Consider the following 16310-nt stretch of genomic DNA (forward strand, 5'->3'; position numbering starts at 1 on the left):
CCAGCGCGTCCGGGAGATACGATCATGTCCGATAACGGCCTGCACCACGTCACCGCCTATGCCGGCGACATCCAGCGCAACCTCGATTTCTATCGCCGCGTTCTTGGCCTGCGCCTAGTGAAGAAGACCGTCAATTTCGACGATCCCTCGACCTATCACCTCTATTACGGCGACGAGGCCGGCCGCCCCGGCACGATCCTGACGTTCTTTCCCGTCGCCCATGCCGCGCGGGGACGGGTCGGGATCGGCGAGACGCAGGAGACCGCCTTCCGCGTTCCCCGCGCCTCCATCGGCTGGTGGACCCACCGGCTGATCGAGAAGGGCGTCGACCACGACGCGCTGGTCCAGCTCTTCGGCGAGCCGGTCCTTCGCCTGCGCGATCCCGACGGGATGGTGCTGGCCCTGGTCGGGGTCGACGAGGCCACCGAGGGGGCGCCTTCCTGGACCGGTGCAGAGGTTCCGGCCGAGCACGCCATCCGGGGCTTCCACGGCGTCACCCTGCTCCTCAAAGAGGCGGAGCCGACGGCGCGGATCCTCACCGGGGTGTTCGGCTTCTCCGAGGCCGGGCGCGACGGGGCGATGACCCGCTACGCCAATGGCAGCGGCGTCGGTGGGTTCGTCACCCTCCGGGCGGTGGGCGAGTTCCTGCGCGGCCGGCCCGGTGCCGGCTCGGTCCATCACATCGCCTTCCGGGCGAAGGACGATGCCGAGCAGGCCGCCATGGTGGCCGATCTCACCGGCACCCATGGCCTGCAGGTGACCGAGCAGCGGGACCGCGCCTATTTCCGCTCGGTCTACTTCCGCGAGCCCGGCGGCGTGCTGTTCGAGATCGCCACCGACATCCCGGGCTTTGCCATCGACGAGCCGGCCGAGACGCTGGGCGAGGCGCTCAAGCTCCCCGCCTTCCTCGAAGCGCACCGCGCGCGGATCGAGGAGGTTCTCCCCGTCATCGCCTGACACGGCCGCCCCTCCGCGAGGAGGGGCGGTTCCCACGCACTTTTCGCGAGGCCGTCATGACCAAGCTGTCCTTCACTCACCGTTTCGAGGCCGCGACCGTGGCCGGCTCGCCTCCGCTCCTGCTGCTCCACGGCACCGGCGGCGACGAGAGCGACCTGCTGCCCCTGGGTCGCGCCGTCTCGCCGGGCTCCGCCTTGCTGTCGCCGCGCGGAGCCGTCCTGGAGAACGGCATGCCGCGCTTCTTCCGCCGTCTCGCCGAGGGTGTCTTCGACGAGGCCGACCTCCGGCGACGTGCGCGGGAGCTCGCGGATTTCATCGCGGAGGCCCGTGAGGCCTACGGCATCGCCGCACCGGTGGCGCTCGGCTTCTCCAACGGCGCGAACATCGCCGCCGCCCTTCTCCTTCTCCATCCGGGCGTGCTGGCGGGAGCGGCGCTGCTCCGGCCGATGATGCCGCTCACGGAGCCGCCCGTTCCCGACCTGACCGGCACGCCCGTGCTGATGCTGTCGGGCATGGCCGATCCGATCGTGCCGGCCGAGAACGCCGCGCGTCTCGCCGGAATCCTCGGCCGGGCCGGGGCGGATGTGACGCACGACATCCAGCCGGCCGGGCACGGGCTCGGTCAGGCCGACGTCACGGCGGTTCAGGCGTGGATGGCCCGGATGGTCGAGGGGGAGCGCGCGGAAGCGAGGCTGCTTCGGTAGACCGCCTCGATCCCGTCGAGATGCCGGTCGAGGGTCAGCGGATCGGCCCAGAACAGGTCGTAGGCCGCATCCGACATCCGGCGCGCCTCCGCGTCGTTGGAGAGACGCATGAGGGCGGCGGCGAGGGAATCCGGTTTGCCGGACGCGAACCAGAGACCGTTGACGCCGTCCTCCACCGCTTCCCGTCCGGCGCAGATGTCGCTGACGATCACCGGCGTCCCCGCCGCCAGGGATTCGAGTACGGTGAGGGGCTGGCCCTCGTACCAGACCGAGGGGAAGACGAGGGCGCGGGCCGCGCGCATCAGCGCCTTGACCTCGGCCGGGTTCTTCCAGCCGAGGAAGCGGGCCTCCGGATAGTCCGACTCCAACTGCGCCCGCTGCGGGCCGTCGCCGATGAACACGGCCGTCTGCCCGGCGAGGCGGGCGGCCTCGGCGAAGACGTTCGCGCCCTTCTCGGGCGAGACCCGCCCGACGAAGACGATGTCGCCCAGAGGCCGATCCGCTTTCCGCCCGAGGGGCTCCGCATCCACCGGGTTGGAGACCTCGAAATAGCGCGTCCGTTTCGGCAGGTAGGGGGCGAGAACGGTCTTCTGCAGCCGACTGATGGTGATGACGGTGGCCGCGCTGCCCACCAGCCCCGACCCCCGCATCAAGGCATGGCGGCCGACCCGCATCAGTTTGCGGGCATAGCTCCGGGAATCGCAATTGTAGGCGATGCAGGCGGGCGAGAGCGGGGTGCGGTGGCAGGCGGCCGAGATTGGGTAATCGTAGAAGCCGCCATTGGGGCAGGCGAGATAGTATTCGTGCATGGTGAACACCACCGGCACCCTCGTCGCCTTGAGCACCGGCCCGATGGAGGGCGACAGGGCCTTGGCCCAGCCATGGACGTGGACGACGCTGTCTTCCGGATCGTAACCGGAGAGGAGCGCTTGGAGGCGGAGCGCCGCTGGCCGGTTCCAAAGCCATTGCACGCCGAAACTGGCGAGCGAAGTCGTGAGCGCCACGTCGGTCTGGCCAAGCACGATCACCTCGATACCGGCGGCCGCCAGACGCGGATCGGCCGGGCCGACGGCTGCGAAGAACACGACGCGGTGGCCGCGCCTCGCGAGGCCGAGGGCGCTCTCGATGGCGACTTTCGCCTGCCCACCGTTGATGAAGGCGTGATCGGCGACGATGATGACATTCATGACCGCATCGGACCGGGTGATGGTCATTTACGCGCGATGACGAAAGCGAAGCTCGTGAAGGTCCGCCAGTCGCGGCTCCGGGCGAGGCGGGTGAATGCGTCGTCGATCTGGCGCAGGCCGGGCAGCTTGTGGAAGTAGCTGTAGCCGTAGAACGGCAGCACGACGATCTCGCGAAAGCCGATCTCCTTCAGGAGCGGCACGATCACCGCCTCGCTGCCCCGGCAGTAATTGTAATGCGCCGGGAATTTCGGGTTGCCGCCATCGTCCCTGCGGTCCGGGAACAGGGTGTGGAGCACGGCGCGCGACAGGGCCTCCGGCATGAGCTGGTTGGCGACGAAGGGCGGGGCGAACAGGGTGGGAAAGAAGCTGAGCGCTGCGCCGCCCGGGGTTAGAAGGCCATGGATGTTGCGCCACATCTGCGCCACGTCCGGCACATGCTCCATCACCATCGAGCAATACGCGAAGTCGAACCGGTTTCGGCCGATGGTGTCGAGGGTGGAAGGCGAGGCGATGTCGCAGCAGAGTTTCGAGAATTCGGGCGGCGCGAGATCGAGCTCCTTCTGCGAGATGTCGTTGATCGTCACCCTGATCCCATGCCGGACCAGTTCCGGCGGCTGGAAGACCGGGTCGCGCCCGCCGCCGATCTCGAGATGGTCGCGAAGGTCGTACTCGTTGGTGAGGGCGACGATCGTGTTCTTGTAGTTCTCCCAGCTCCAGTTCCAGTCGGGCGAATAGCCGAGGTCGCGCGCGATGGCGCGGATGTCGCGCGGGGCCACCAGCGGGCGTGTGGCCGACGCCTTGGGGGTGGTCGGATCCGGGTTCGCACTCGTCATGCTCATCGCGATGCGCGCCTTCTGAAGCGGTCGAGCCGCGTTGCAGCAGTGAGGGCTGCTTGTCTGACAACGAGCCTAAAGCGTACCCGGTTACGGAGATCTCACGGTCTTCCGGGCGGTCAATGAATTTCGAAGGCAGCCTTAACGGCCCATGGCCTTAATCGCGCCATCATGGACCGTTGTTCAGGGTGGGCCGGTCGTCTCGGCGCGGTAACTCACCCGCGTCTTCCGACGATGGCCTTCCGAAGGATGCCACGCCTTGCTTCTCCCCGCGCGACGCCATCGTCTTCGTGACGAGCCAGACCGGGGTGACGCCTGATGCTACCGCCGCACCGCTGGTTCTGGATGCTCATTCTCGTCGCCTGCAGCGGCGCCGGGCTCCTCTACGACCTTCTGTTCGCCAACGGCGCCTCGCCGCTGGCCGGGGTGATCTATGGCCTCGCGGTGGGGGCGACCACCCTAGCCTTCGACCGTGGCCTGATCTTCGGCGGCCTTCAGGCGCGCCTGCGCCAGTTGCCGGCGAAGATCTACGTGCTCACGGCCGAGCTCGCCTATGTCCTGATGATCGCCAGCGGCATCGCGCTCGGGGGCCTCGTCGTCTGGGCCCTGGGCCTGACCGGGGACGCGCTCAAGGACGCCGTCAAGATCACGCCTCGGGTCCTCGCCTACTCGCTGGCGGTGTCGGCGATGCTCGTCTTCGTCATCCGCATGCGCGATCTCATCGGCGGCGAGGTGTTCGTGAACTTTCTCGTCGGCCGCTATCACAAGCCGGTGCGCGAGGACCGCATCTTCCTCTTCCTCGACGTCGTCGGCTCCACCGCCTTCGCCGAGACCCATGGCGACCTGAAGGCCCAGGCCTATCTCGGCGCGGTCTTCGCCGCCCTCGCCGAGCCCGTGCGCCGCAACCACGGCTCCACCGACGATTACATCGGCGACATGGCCATGATCACCTGGCCGATGGAGCGGGGCCTCAAGGACGGGCGCTGCGTCGCCTGCGTGTTCGACGTCCTCGATAGGATCGAGGCCGAGGCGTCGATCTGGCAGGCCCGTTTCGGCGTCGTACCCCGTTTGCGGGCGGCGCTGCATGGCGGCTCCATCGTCACAGCCGAAGTCGGGGTCGACCGGCACAAGATCGCGTATTTCGGCGACACGGTGAACGTGACTTCGCGGATCGAGGCCCTGTGCCGGCCCCTGGGCACCGAGATCCTGATATCGGACGATCTCCTCGCCCGCCTTCCGCGCCTGCCCGATGGCATCCACGCCCGCTCGCTCGGCGCCCACGCCCTGCGTGGCCGGGGCCAGCCCCTCGCCGTCTCGACTCTGGAGAGGGTGGTTCCGGCGCTCGAGGAGGCCGAGGGCGGACGGAGCGTGACCGCGCCCTTGGCCGCGCCCTTGGCCGCGCCCTTGGCGGCGTCCGCATGAGCGAGCCGGCCGCCGACCGTTCGATCGTCGTCTACATCGACGCCGATGCCTGCCCGGTGAAAGACGAGACCTACCGGGTCGCCGGCCGCTACGGCCTGCATGTCTACGTGGTGGCGAACAGCTTCATCACGCTGCCGCGCGAGCCTTGGATCGAGCGCGTCGTCGTCAGCGACCGTTTCGACGCTGCCGACGATTGGATCGCGGAGCGCGCCCGGCCGGGGGCCGTCGTCGTCACCTCGGACGTACCCCTCGCCAGCCGATGCGTGAAGGCGGGCGCCGAGGTGCTCGCGCCGACCGGGAAGCCCTTCAGCGAGAGCGGGATCGGCCTCGCCCTCGCCACCCGCAACCTGATGCAGGATCTGCGCGAAGCGGGAGCGGTCACAGGCGGCCCGCGACCGTTCTCGGCCCGGGACCGCTCGGCCTATCTCGGCGCGCTCGACCGAACCGTGATGCGGCTCAAGCGGGGCGGCTTCGGCTGACGTTCGCCCTGTCCCGAGCCGCGTCCGGGATTCGTTTCGGCTTCGTCACGAGCCGTTCCCCATGGCCTCGCCGAAGGACTGGACTAGCCTGTCCTCCAGCCGACCCTTCATGTCCGAGAGGATCGCCATGGCGACGGCGTTCGGCATGGCCGGCTTGTAGGCGCGTTTCTCGGTCAGCGCCGAGTAGATGTCGCAGATCGTCATCAGCCGCACGGTATCGCCGATGGAATCCCCGCTGAGGCGGTCGGGATAGCCCGAACCGTCGAGCATCTCGTGATGATGCCGCACGGCGCCGAGGGTGAGGGCATCGCAGCCGGCCGCTTTCAGCTTCTCGTAGCCGATGACCGGATGCGTGCGCATGACCGTCATCTCTCCTTCGTCGAGCCGGCCCGGCTTGTTGAGGATCGCCAGCGGAATCCGGGCTTTCCCCAGATCGTGGAGCAAAGCGGCGCGGACGAAGTGATTGCGGTCGCTGGCCGAGAAGCCGAGGTGAAGCGAAAACTTGGCGGCAACGCCTGCCACCAGCAGGCAATGCTGGTAGGTGGCGTCATCATGCGTCCAGACCCGGTCGAGCCAACGGGTCAATCCGCCGTCGCGAACCGCTTCGATGATCGGTTCGAGGCTGGCATCGACCTGTGCCAGAGCGACTGGGCCGTTCGACCGGGCGCCATCGAACAGGCGGGTCAGGACTTCGGTGGCCCGTGCCACGCCGCGCTCGATGCTCCGCACCGGCCTGTCCGCACGGTCCTGGATCACCTGCGTCATCATCGTGCGGGCGACCATGGCGGGGGGCGTGTGCGCCGAGAGGCAGCACGTCGCGCCGAGGTTCTTGGCGTCGCGTAGGCCGTTCTCGCTCGTGTTGCGCAAGAGGCAGATGATGGGAACGTCCGCGCCGTTGAGCTTCGCGAAGGCCCGGCGCATGGCGGTCACGGCGTCGCGCCGAGCGAGTGTCACATCGGATATCGCACCAATCGTCTCACGCGTGATGTCGAAGGCCGCATCGAACCGGACGACCTTGCAATCCGCTACGAGGCTCAGTTCGCCGCGCAAGATCTCGCTGCTGTCCGGCCGGTCTGTGATTAATAGGACTGTCCCATCCAGCATTCGCACTAAGCCCGAGATCCGGCGATACCCACGGTTTCGTTATAATTTGTAAATATGGAAAGAGGCTTAATCCAGTCATGATGTATAATGATAAAAGCACAATGTGACATGCGACAGGTCGTGACCTACTGAGAGTGCAACTTGAGATGTGTCTGAATGGAGGATGCAGCTTCATTCGCCGCTCTCGTACCTTCTTCATAGGCTCCACCGGCGGTTCCCCATTGCAGACGGGACAGCGCCTCACCGGCGAACCAGATCTTGTTGCCCGGCGATGTTTGAAGTTGCGTCCGTGCCGGAGCATGTCCGGGCGGGACCACGGCCCATGAACCGAGCGACCACGGGTCGTGGCGCCACTCGCTGACGGCCGGAATGGAGAGATCGTGCAGGGCGCGATGGCCGACATGGTCCGCCAGGACAGCGCGCACGAGGCGCCGGACAGAATCCGGGTTCCGGCCCCGGGCATCGAGGGACTGGGTCATCGGCGTGTCGAGTTCGAACAGATGAAACGGTGTCCCATCCACGCGTGTGAGCAGTCCGGGAGGTTTGTGGCGTCCGCCCGTCAGGGCGGCGAGCCGGTCGCGCCCGAGGAAGGGTGCGGACGGCCAGTGCAGCACGGCGTGTTCGTAGATCCCGCTGGAGAACCCGTCGATGGCCGCGCGCGTCTCGGGCGGCAGAGACGGGGTGAAGAGCGGTGCTGCGCGCAGCACCATCATCGGGATCGTCACGATCACCGCCGCGGCCCGCCGCACCGATCCGTCCGCCCCCTCCACGGTGACACCGGTTCCCGACCAGTCGATGCGCACGACCGGCGTGTTCAGGGCGATGGGAAGCCCCTGCGCCAGACGGGCGAGATAGCCGCCGAAGCCGCCGGCGATGAAGTAATTGTCGCCGTATTCCATGCTGGGGAAGTCTTGGAGAGAGATCTCCGTGAGCGGGCGCCCGGAGACGAGGCCGTGGACGAGGGCGATGCGTTCCGCCCAAGGGCCCAGACCGGGCGGGAGGGCACTGGAAGCCGGGCGGTCGGGGCCTTCGAGGCCGGCCTGGCTGGTCAGGGCGCGATCGGCCACCGAGAAGGCACGGGCATGGGCCGCGACTTCCGCCCGGCGTCCTTTCCGGCCCGACACGAGCAGGTGTCCCTCCTGCGCGGCGACCCGCAGGGGCTCGCCACGCGCCTTGCCCAGGCGAACCAGTGGATTGATCGGTCCGGCATGGAGCCAATGCCCGCCGAGATCCACCGGGTGGCCGCGCAGCATCGTGGTAAGCAGCCGACCGCCGATCCGATCACGCGCCTCCAGCACCGCCACCGAGATGCCCCGCTCCGTAAGGGTCCGCGCCGCGGCGATGCCGGCGGCGCCTGCGCCGACCACGATCACATCCGCGTGGTCGGGCAGCGGTGCGAGGCGCGGCGCGATGCTCTGCCGCAAGTGGCTGTGGGCGGGACGGGGTGTGGGGACCATGCGGAGGGTTGTTTCCGGGGGATGTCCGTGATCGGCGAAGCAGGGGAGAGTGCGTGGTGATTCTCTACCAGCCGTTACGGTGGGAGAACATTGCACGGACTCGTGTGAGGCTCATCCTTCATGTCGCATCGTTGGAGAGGCCATGCCGCACCGCGAAAGACCGGCCGGGGTTGCGCCGCAGCGCAGGCGACGCCAGAACCCGGCGCTGACGGCCGGGCCTGTCCGGGCACCCGTCTTCCCTCGTGCGGAACAAGGATTCGGCCGCCATGCTCATTCAGGCTGCCTACGCTGCCCTCAGGCAGGTGCTTTCGCCGCCTCTGCGCGCCATCCTGTGGAAGTCGCTCGCCCTGACGATCGGGCTTCTCATCCTGATCTGGGCTGGCCTCACCAAGGCGATCGACTGGTTCCTGGCGAACCATCATCTCTCGGCGAGCTATCCGTTCCTGGATACTCTGGCGGTCTTCTTCGCCGGCGCCGGCCTGTTCATCGGCCTCGCCTATGTCATGCCGGCGGTCTCGATCCTGGTCGCGGGCTACTTCCTCGACGACGCGGCGGCCATCGTGGAGCGCACCGATTTTCCGGGTGACGCCCCGGGCACGGCACTGCCGATCGGCTCGGCGATGCTCTACGCCTTGCGCTTCGCGGGGCTCGCCCTGCTGGTCAACCTCGTGGCGCTGATCCTGTTCTTCGTGCCGGGCGTGAACCTCGTGGCGTTCTTCCTCGCCAACACCTACCTGCTCGGACGCGAGTATTTCGAACTCGCCGCCGGGCGCTTCCGGCCCATGGCGGAAGCGGGGGAGATGCGCCGGCATTTCGGCATGACCACCATGACAGCCGGCGCCACGCTGGCGGGGCTGATGGTGGTGCCCGTCCTCAACCTGCTGACGCCGCTCTTCGGCATCGCCCTGATGGTGCATGTCCATAAGGGATTGAGCCGGAAGGCTGCTTTGACCGGACCGGATCCGCGCAAGCGGCTCGGATAATGCCCCGTTCATGGCAGGTCGTCGCCAAAATGTGAGGTCGAAATCGGAGCTGTAGGGCCTGCCATTGGCCGGGGGCTCCCGGCTCCTGAATGTTCCGACACGCCTGGTTGGCCACACAGATGGCGGTCTCTTTCGGGGAGACGCCGAGCCCGGGAAGGTGCGTCATGGGTGATCCGTCCTGATGTTGTGGCGATGCAACCTCGCTCACGATCCCACATCTCGATAGGAGCAGCCGCCTTCAGCGGACCCGCGGCCGGACCCCAATCACCGCGTCTGTCTAAGTATTGGCTTCGGGCCTCGGGATTAGCATGGAAATTTTGACGGTCATGTCACTTGCTTTGGGTTCACTTCCCGGCCTTCGCCAGCTTGAGGAAGTTGCCGATGGTGCAGATCATCGCTCATTCGCCCCAGATCTTGTCGAGGCCTCGGGGTAGGAACCGGCGCGAGCCTCGGGTCTGCTCGATCTACCCAAACACGCGCTCGACCACCTGCTTCCAGCGGCCGCCCGCCGCTTAAACCGTGCCGTCATCGCACGCATCGGGGACGTCTTCGTCAGCTTCCGGCGACCGGCCCCATCCGTCTCGCCGTGACACCCCCGCCGCGGAGCCAGATGGGTTATGATCCGCGGCTCCTGCAGCCCGACGAGGTTCGCCTCCTTGGCATCGCCAGCATCCTCAATCGTGCAGCGACGACAGGAACTGACGCAGCTCGGGCGTCTTCGGAGCGCCGAACACCTCCGCGGGCGGGCCGATCTCGTGGACCAGCCCTTGATGCATGAAGATCACCCGGTCGGCGACCTTGCGGGCGAAGTTCATCTCGTGGGTGACCATCAGGAGGGTCATGCCCTCCTCGGCCAGCGATTCCACCACCCGAAGGACTTCGCCGACGAGTTCGGGGTCCAGCGCGCTGGTGATCTCGTCGCAGAGCATGATCGCCGGGTCCATGGCCAGCGCCCGGGCGATGGCCACGCGCTGCTGCTGCCCGCCGGAGAGTTTGTCCGGCATTGCGTCGAACTTCTCCGCCAGACCCACGCGGGCGAGGAGCTGGCGGGCGCGGGCCTCGTTCTCGGGGCCCCCGCGCTTCTTCACGAGGTGCGGCGCCAGCATGACGTTGCGCCCCACCGAGAGGTGCGGGAACAGGTTGAAGTTCTGGAAGATCATGCCGACGCCCTGGCGAAGCTCACGCATGGCCTTGGCGTTGTCGTAGAGCAGGTGCTTTCCGTCGACGATCAGCGAGCCGTGTTGGAACACCTCCAGGCCGTTGATGCAGCGCAGGAGCGTGCTCTTGCCGGAGCCGCTCTTGCCGATGATCGCCAGCACCTCGCCGCGCGCCACGTCGAGGTCGATGCCGCGCAGGACCTCGTGGGTGCCGTAGGATTTGCGCAATGCCGTGATCCGCAGGATCGGGGCGCCGACCCGGGTGTGGGGCGTACCGGCGAGGCCGCCCGTCGGCAGCGGCTCGGGAACGGCATTCATGCGAGTTTCCTTTCGAGGACACGGGCATAGAGGCTGATGGGGAAGCACAGGGCGAAGTACATCGCCGCCACGCAGGCATAGGTCAGCATCGGCTCGTAAGTGACGTTGGCGATCATGCCGCCGGCCTTCGTGAGTTCCACGAAGCCGATCACCGAGGCGAGCGCCGTGCCCTTCACCACCTGGACCAGGAAGCCCACCGTGGGCGCTACCGCGATCCGCAAGGCCTGGGGCAGGATGATGTGGCGGAACTGCTGGCCGAAGCTCAGCGCCAGACTGGCGGAGGCTTCCCACTGCCCGCGCGGGATCGCGGCGACGCAGCCGCGCCAGATCTCGGTCAGGTAGGCGGAGGCGTAGAGGGTCAGCGCCACGCAGGCCGCGAGCCAGGCGGAGGTGTTCACCCCCACCATCGCAAGGCCGAAATACAGAAGGAACAGCTGCATCAGCAGGGGCGTGCCCTGGAAGAGCTGCACATAGGCGCCCACGCCGCGCTCGAGGACGCGTCGTCCCGAGAGCCGCAGGAGCAGGAGGCCAAGGCCGACGATCGTGCCCCCGAGGAAGGCGATCAGGGAGAGCGCCACGGTCCAGCGCGCGGCGAGGAGCAGGTTACGGACGATGTCCCAGAGGGTGAATTCCGGCATGGCGACCTCCCTAACGGCCGAACAGGAAGCGCGGCCCGGCCCAGTTGAGCAGGTTGCGTACGAGGATCGCGAGGGCGAGGTAGATCAGGGTGCCGACGATGTAGGCTTCGAAGGCCCGGAAGTTCCGGCTCTGAATCAGGTTGGTGGCGTAGCTCAGTTCCTCCGTCGAGATCTGGCCGCAGACGGCCGATCCCAGCATGACGATGACGATCTGGCTCACCAGGGCCGGCCAGACCTTCTTGAGGGCCGGGGGCAGCACCACCCGGGTGAAGACCTGCGCCCGGGTCAAAGCGAGGCTCTCGGCGGCCTCGATCTGCCCGCGCGGCGTCGCCTCGATGCCGGAGCGCAGGATCTCGGTGGCGTAGGCCCCGAGGTTGATGGTCATGGCGAGGATCGAGGCCAGGGCTGGCGACAGCCGGATGCCGAGTTCCGGCAGGCCGAAGAAGATGAAGAATAGCTGCACGATGAAGGGCGTGTTGCGGATCAGCTCGACATAGGCGCCGGCGAGCCAGCGCAGCGGACGCGGCCCGCTGGCCCGCGCCCAGGCGCAGAGAATGCCGATCATTCCCCCCAGCAGGGTGGCGACCGCCGTCAGGCCGATGGTCCAGGCCGCCCCCCGGACGAGCAGGGGCCACTGGGCGAGGATGCTCGCGAAGTCGAGTTGCAGCGGCATGGACGGTCGGGGACCCCGGCAGGCGGCGTGAGCGAGAGCCGGCCCAGCGGGACGGCCCTCGGCGGACGGGCGAGTTTCAGAGCGGCAGGTTCTCGAGGGCGGGTTCTACAGGGGGAGGTCGCCGGTCCCGCGCTTCAGCCATTTCTGCGAGAGGGCTTCGAGGGTGCCGTCCGCCTTGGCGGCCAGGACGATCTCGTTGACCTTCTTCAGGAGAGCGTCCTCGCCCTTGGCGATGCCGACGAAGCAGGGGCTGTCACGTAGCAGCAGCTTGTACTCGATGCCGAGATTAGGGCTCTTGCGGCTGAGCACGCCGATATTCGAGACGCTGGTGGCGATGACCTGGGTCTGCCCGGCCGCGAAGGCGGCGGTGGTGGCGGCCTGATCCTCGAAGCGCTGGATCTGGGTGGAGGCGGGGGCGACCTTGCCCAGCATCTCGTCCTCCATGGCGCCGCGCGTCACCGCCACGGACTTGCCCGCGAGGTCGTCGAAGCTCTTGATGGGAAGGGATTTCAGCGCGAACACGCCCTGGTAGAAGGGCGCGTAGGCGGCGCTGAAATCGATGATCTTCACCCGCTCCTCGTTCTTGCCGAGCGTCGAGACGATGAGGTCGATCTTCTTCGTCTGGAGGTAGGGGATGCGGTTGGCGCTCACCACCGGCACCAGTTCCACCGTGGCGCCGAGCTTGGCCCCGATGAGGTTGGCGACATCGATGTCGAGGCCGATCGGCTTCAGGTCGAGGCCGACGAAGCCGTAGGGCGGGTAATCGGCCGGCACGCCGATCTTCACGACCTTGGACTTCTCGATCTGAGCGAGCGCCTCCTGGGCCTGAACGCTCCCTATCGACAGCAGGGCGGAACTCAGGCCGAGGGCGAGGAGGAGGCTGCGTTTGGTCAGGGACATCGGCAAATCAAACTCTCTTGGGGAAACGAGCTTTCTTGCAGAGACCGCCGCTGCGAAGACCGCCGCGGGGCATCGGCGATTGCGGGGGGCCTCTGCATTCGCGAGGCCTGTGCAATTCTTGTGCACTTGGCAGCGCGGTCGGGGGACAGGGCGTGACGAACGTCAAGCCGCGAGCCCGGACACGTCCTTCGCCGCCGCCCCGGTCAGCGCCGTGAGGAGCAGGTCGACGCCGTCGAGGAGGTCGGCGGTGTCCATGGCCTCGTGCGGGTTGTGCGATCCGTTGGCGTTGCGCACGAACACCATCGCGGCGGGCACGCCGGACCCGGCGAAGACCGCGGCGTCGTGGCCCGCCCCGCTCGGGACGCGCTCCACCGGCGCGCCCCGCGCCGCGCCGGCCGCCTCCAGCTGTGCGATCCAGCCCGCATCCATGGCGGCCGGGGCCGAGGTGAGGGCCGCGTCGAAGTCGAAGCTGACGCCCCGGCTCGCGGCGATGCCCCGGCAGGCCTCCTGGAACAGCTGGTCGAACCGCGCCAGCGTGTCCGAATCCTGGCTTCGGATCTCGAAGCTGAACGTCACTTCGCCGGGGATGACCGAGACGGCGTGCGACTGCACGGATGTCGTGCAGGTTCCCGCCGTCATCACGAGGTCGACGCCCATCTGGAGCAGCACGCGCCAATGCTCGTCCATGCTCGACAGGAGTTCGGCCACCGCGAGGAGCGCGTCCTTGCGCAGCCAACGCGGCACCGCCCCGGAATGCCCGGCCTCGCCCACGCAGCGAATGCGGTGGCGGCGGATGTTGCCGCGAATGCCCGTGACCACCGCCGAGGGCCAGCCCCGCGCGATCATCACCGGCCCCTGCTCGATATGGAGTTCGAGATAGGCGGCGATCTCGTGCGGCCGCAGCAACGCTTCGCCCCGCGAGACCGCATCGACATCGACGCCGCTGCGGGCCATGGCCTCGCCGAGGGTGCCTCGGCCGGCGCGATGGGGCAGGGCCAGGGCCGAGGCGGGCAGCCGGCCGAGAAGGGCCAGCGAGCCCGTATAGGCCTTGCCGTACCAGGCGCTCTCCTCCCCGCGCAGGGCCAGGACCCGCAGGGGCGGCGCCAGTCCGGCCCGGCCGCGCAGGCGGTCGAGCACCAGCAGGCCGGCGACGACCCCGGCGAGACCGTCGAAATTGCCGCCCTGCGGCACCGAATCGAGGTGCGAGCCGATCACGACCGGGGGCTCTAAGCGCGCATCCTCGGGCAGTCGCAGCCAGAGGTTCTGGAAGCGATCGCGCTCCGCCGCGAGGCCGAGGTCGGCGGCGAAGCCCTCGATGGCCCGCATCGCCGCCTCTTCGCCCGGGCCGTAGGCCTCACGGGTGACGCCGAGCCCGTCGCGCGAGAGATCCGCCACCGCGTCGAGGATGCGGTTCGCCAGGTGTAGGGGCCGGCTCACGCGCCGACTCCGCCATGGGCGAGGGACCACGCGACCGGGTCCACCGTGAAGGCGTCGAGCATCGCTCCGGCCTCCGGACTGAGCTCCCCGGCCTCCCGCAGGGCGGCGAGGAGGTCGCGCCACGTCGTGAGGGCGTGGAGGGCCAGGGCATGCTCGGCCCAGCGCGCGGCGGAATCGGGATAGATCCCGTAATCGACCACGACGAGGACGTCGGCGATCGCGGTTCCGGCCTCGCGCAGAGTCCGGGCCGCCGCGATCTTGGAGCGGCCGTCCGTGGTGACATCGTCGACGAGGAGAAGGCGGGCCTCGTGGGGCAGGCGTCCTTCCAGGCGGGCTTCCTGGCCCCAGCCCATCGGCTTCTTGCGCAGGTAGAGAAGCGGCAGGCGCAGGCGCTCGGCGATCCAGGCCGCGAAGGCGATGCCGGAACTCTCCGCCCCAATGATCGCGTTGACGCCGCTCTCGGCGACAGTCCCGGCGAGGCGCGCGGCCGCGTGATCCATCGCCAGAGTCCGCAGGGCCACATCCGACATCAGCAGGCGGGTGTCGACATAGACCGGGCTCGCCCAGCCGGAGGTGTAGATGAAGGGCTGGCCGGTGGTGAGGCGCACGGCACCGACCTGCACCAGCGCCTGGGCCACCCGCGCGGAGGACGCGGCCGGCTGGAAGGTTGAGGACATCGCGACGTTTTCCGGGAGTGTCGGGGGAAGCGAGGCCGCAACCTAGGCAGGGGCTCGGGGCCCGAGAAGTTCAATCTCCGGCGTCCAGGCATCGCATTCCGCGACGGCTCGGCCGACCGTCGGCCCGCGATGGCGCCGGTTTTGCCTGCCGACACGGCGAACTTCGTCAAGCCGGAAAGCCCCTTCGTGCCGTCGCCGCGCCACTTCCTTCGCCAGCTCGATCTCGGGACGCTGGAGCTGTTCGTGCTGATCTGCGAGACCGGCAGCATCGCGCGGGCGGCCGAGCGCGGGCAGATCGCGGCCTCCGCCCTGAGCCGCCGCGTCGCCGAACTCGAAGCGGTGATCGGCCATCCGCTGCTGGCCCGCCATGCCCGCGGCGTCCGGCCGACCTTCCTCGGCGATCAGCTGCGCCAGCACGCCCTGACGATCCTGCTGAACGTAGAGCAGTTGCGCAGCGACCTCTCCGAATTCGCCGGCGGGGTGCGTGGGCGCGTCCGCCTCAGCGCCAGCGCCTCGGCGGTGGAGCAGTTCCTGCCCGGCGACATGGCCCGCTTCGCGCGGACGCATCCCGACATCCGTATCGACCTGCGCCAGCGCAGCAGCCGCAGCGTGGCGCAGGACGTGATCGAGGGCGAGGCCGATCTCGGCATCTGCGGCGCCTGCGAGCCCGGCCTTCCCTTGTCGGCGCGGCCCTACCGCACCGAGCGCCTCGTCCTGGTGATGCCGCAAGGGCATGCGCTGGGTGTCCGCAGCCACGTGGCCTACGCCGAATCCCTGGATTTCGAGCAGGTCGGCATGCGCGGCAGCAGCACGGTGCAGATCCACCTCAACCGGGTCGCCCGCGAGGCCCGGCGCGCCCTGCGTCAGCGGGTCGAGGTCGACAGCCTCTCGACCATGTGCCGGATGATCGAGTGCGGCATGGGCATCGGCGTGATGGCCGAAGGTGCCTTCCAGGCCCTGGGCGAGCGCCACCTGCATGCGGCCGAGCTCACCGATGCCTGGGCGGTGAGCGCCCTCAACCTCTATGCCGTCGATTTCGCAGCCCTGTCGGGGCCGGCAATGCGGTTCGTCGAGGGGCTTCTCGCGCCGGAAGCCGTCGCCGATACCAAGCTTCAGTGAGCCATGATCCATGAGTCAGGCTCGCTGAGGCCCTGCGGACGAAAGCCCCTGCGCGGCCGCGTGGGTAAACTGCAATAATTCAAGCTCGCGAGACGGGTGTTGTTGTAAATTATCTCACACTTGCTTTCGAGTTTTGCTCGCGACGGCTGCATACTGAGGTATGATTTACAATAATGCCTCTATAATTTGTAATCTGCAAAATATTAATTAACATTTGGCTGATAAGGGCGCATTTTATAAGTACAGATACGATAATTAGTGCGTA

Annotated in this window: 16 protein-coding genes; 6 read left to right on the top strand and 10 right to left on the bottom strand. The window is 68.0% G+C overall.

What is annotated here, in order from left to right; all coding sequences use genetic code 11:
- Window positions 1–24: 24 nt before the first annotated feature.
- Together ACYQML_RS07600 and ACYQML_RS07605 are read left to right on the top strand one after the other, a co-directional pair.
- A complete protein-coding gene (locus tag ACYQML_RS07600; RefSeq protein ID WP_461235191.1) occupies window positions 25–957 on the top strand; it encodes a ring-cleaving dioxygenase in 933 nt (310 codons plus the stop codon).
- Window positions 958–1013: 56 nt separating this feature from the next.
- On the top strand, window positions 1014–1661 hold the full coding sequence (locus tag ACYQML_RS07605) for an alpha/beta hydrolase (protein WP_461235192.1): 648 nt from the start codon (window positions 1014–1016) through the stop codon (window positions 1659–1661).
- On the opposite strand, the gene ACYQML_RS07610 is transcribed toward ACYQML_RS07605, so the two are convergent.
- Together ACYQML_RS07610 and ACYQML_RS07615 are read right to left on the bottom strand one after the other, a co-directional pair.
- A complete protein-coding gene (locus tag ACYQML_RS07610; protein WP_311275849.1) occupies window positions 1601–2848 on the bottom strand; it encodes a glycosyltransferase family 4 protein in 1248 nt (415 codons plus the stop codon). The genes ACYQML_RS07605 and ACYQML_RS07610 overlap by 61 nt on opposite strands.
- Window positions 2849–2871: 23 nt before the next feature.
- On the bottom strand, window positions 2872–3687 hold the full coding sequence (locus ACYQML_RS07615) for a class I SAM-dependent methyltransferase (protein ID WP_461235193.1): 816 nt from the start codon (window positions 3685–3687) through the stop codon (window positions 2872–2874).
- Window positions 3688–3999: 312 nt separating this feature from the next.
- Between ACYQML_RS07615 and ACYQML_RS07620 the strand changes: the two genes are divergently transcribed.
- Both ACYQML_RS07620 and ACYQML_RS07625 read left to right on the top strand, forming a co-directional pair.
- Window positions 4000–5103 carry an adenylate/guanylate cyclase domain-containing protein gene (locus ACYQML_RS07620; protein WP_461235194.1) on the top strand — a complete coding sequence of 368 codons (1104 nt, stop codon included), beginning with the start codon at window positions 4000–4002 and terminating at the stop codon, window positions 5101–5103.
- A complete protein-coding gene (locus ACYQML_RS07625; RefSeq protein ID WP_461235195.1) occupies window positions 5100–5582 on the top strand; it encodes a YaiI/YqxD family protein in 483 nt (160 codons plus the stop codon). The genes ACYQML_RS07620 and ACYQML_RS07625 overlap by 4 nt, the downstream gene beginning before the upstream one ends.
- Window positions 5583–5627: 45 nt before the next feature.
- On the opposite strand, the gene ACYQML_RS07630 is transcribed toward ACYQML_RS07625, so the two are convergent.
- Both ACYQML_RS07630 and ACYQML_RS07635 read right to left on the bottom strand, forming a co-directional pair.
- Window positions 5628–6632 (bottom strand): HD-GYP domain-containing protein, encoded by a 1005-nt coding sequence (locus ACYQML_RS07630; RefSeq protein WP_244483624.1) that lies wholly within the window; start codon window positions 6630–6632, stop codon window positions 5628–5630.
- 179 nt (window positions 6633–6811) lie between these two features.
- Window positions 6812–8143, bottom strand: a complete 1332-nt coding sequence (locus ACYQML_RS07635; protein ID WP_461235196.1) for a flavin monoamine oxidase family protein — start codon at window positions 8141–8143, stop codon at window positions 6812–6814.
- Window positions 8144–8409: 266 nt separating this feature from the next.
- Here ACYQML_RS07635 and ACYQML_RS07640 point away from each other — a divergent pair, with 266 nt between their 5' ends.
- On the top strand, window positions 8410–9126 hold the full coding sequence (locus ACYQML_RS07640; protein WP_461235197.1) for a sulfate transporter family protein: 717 nt from the start codon (window positions 8410–8412) through the stop codon (window positions 9124–9126).
- A 674-nt stretch (window positions 9127–9800) separates the two neighbouring features.
- Here ACYQML_RS07640 and ACYQML_RS07645 read toward each other — a convergent pair.
- The 6 genes from ACYQML_RS07645 to ACYQML_RS07670 all read right to left on the bottom strand — a co-directional run bounded on the left by ACYQML_RS07645 (window position 9801) and on the right by ACYQML_RS07670 (window position 14926).
- Window positions 9801–10601 (bottom strand): amino acid ABC transporter ATP-binding protein, encoded by an 801-nt coding sequence (locus tag ACYQML_RS07645; protein WP_056427772.1) that lies wholly within the window; start codon window positions 10599–10601, stop codon window positions 9801–9803.
- Window positions 10598–11239 (bottom strand): amino acid ABC transporter permease, encoded by a 642-nt coding sequence (locus ACYQML_RS07650; RefSeq protein ID WP_419952935.1) that lies wholly within the window; start codon window positions 11237–11239, stop codon window positions 10598–10600. The genes ACYQML_RS07645 and ACYQML_RS07650 overlap by 4 nt, the downstream gene beginning before the upstream one ends.
- Window positions 11240–11249: 10 nt before the next feature.
- Complete coding sequence (locus ACYQML_RS07655; protein ID WP_056427766.1) at window positions 11250–11912, bottom strand: amino acid ABC transporter permease; 663 nt, start codon at window positions 11910–11912, stop codon at window positions 11250–11252.
- A gap of 105 nt (window positions 11913–12017) precedes the next feature.
- Window positions 12018–12806: a transporter substrate-binding domain-containing protein gene (locus tag ACYQML_RS07660; protein WP_461235685.1), complete on the bottom strand. Its 789-nt coding sequence runs from the start codon at window positions 12804–12806 to the stop codon at window positions 12018–12020.
- 168 nt (window positions 12807–12974) lie between these two features.
- Complete coding sequence (locus ACYQML_RS07665) at window positions 12975–14249, bottom strand: hydantoinase/carbamoylase family amidase (protein WP_461235198.1); 1275 nt, start codon at window positions 14247–14249, stop codon at window positions 12975–12977.
- Entirely contained in the window at window positions 14246–14926 is a 681-nt protein-coding gene (locus ACYQML_RS07670; RefSeq protein ID WP_056455081.1) for an orotate phosphoribosyltransferase, read from the bottom strand. Before ACYQML_RS07670 ends, ACYQML_RS07665 begins: the two co-directional genes overlap by 4 nt.
- 129 nt (window positions 14927–15055) lie before the next feature.
- On the opposite strand from ACYQML_RS07670, the gene ACYQML_RS07675 reads away from it, so the two are divergent.
- Window positions 15056–16045: a LysR substrate-binding domain-containing protein gene (locus tag ACYQML_RS07675; protein ID WP_461235199.1), complete on the top strand. Its 990-nt coding sequence runs from the start codon at window positions 15056–15058 to the stop codon at window positions 16043–16045.
- Window positions 16046–16310: the final 265 nt, after the last annotated feature.

This window comes from Methylobacterium sp. CM6244 (genome assembly GCF_054817885.1).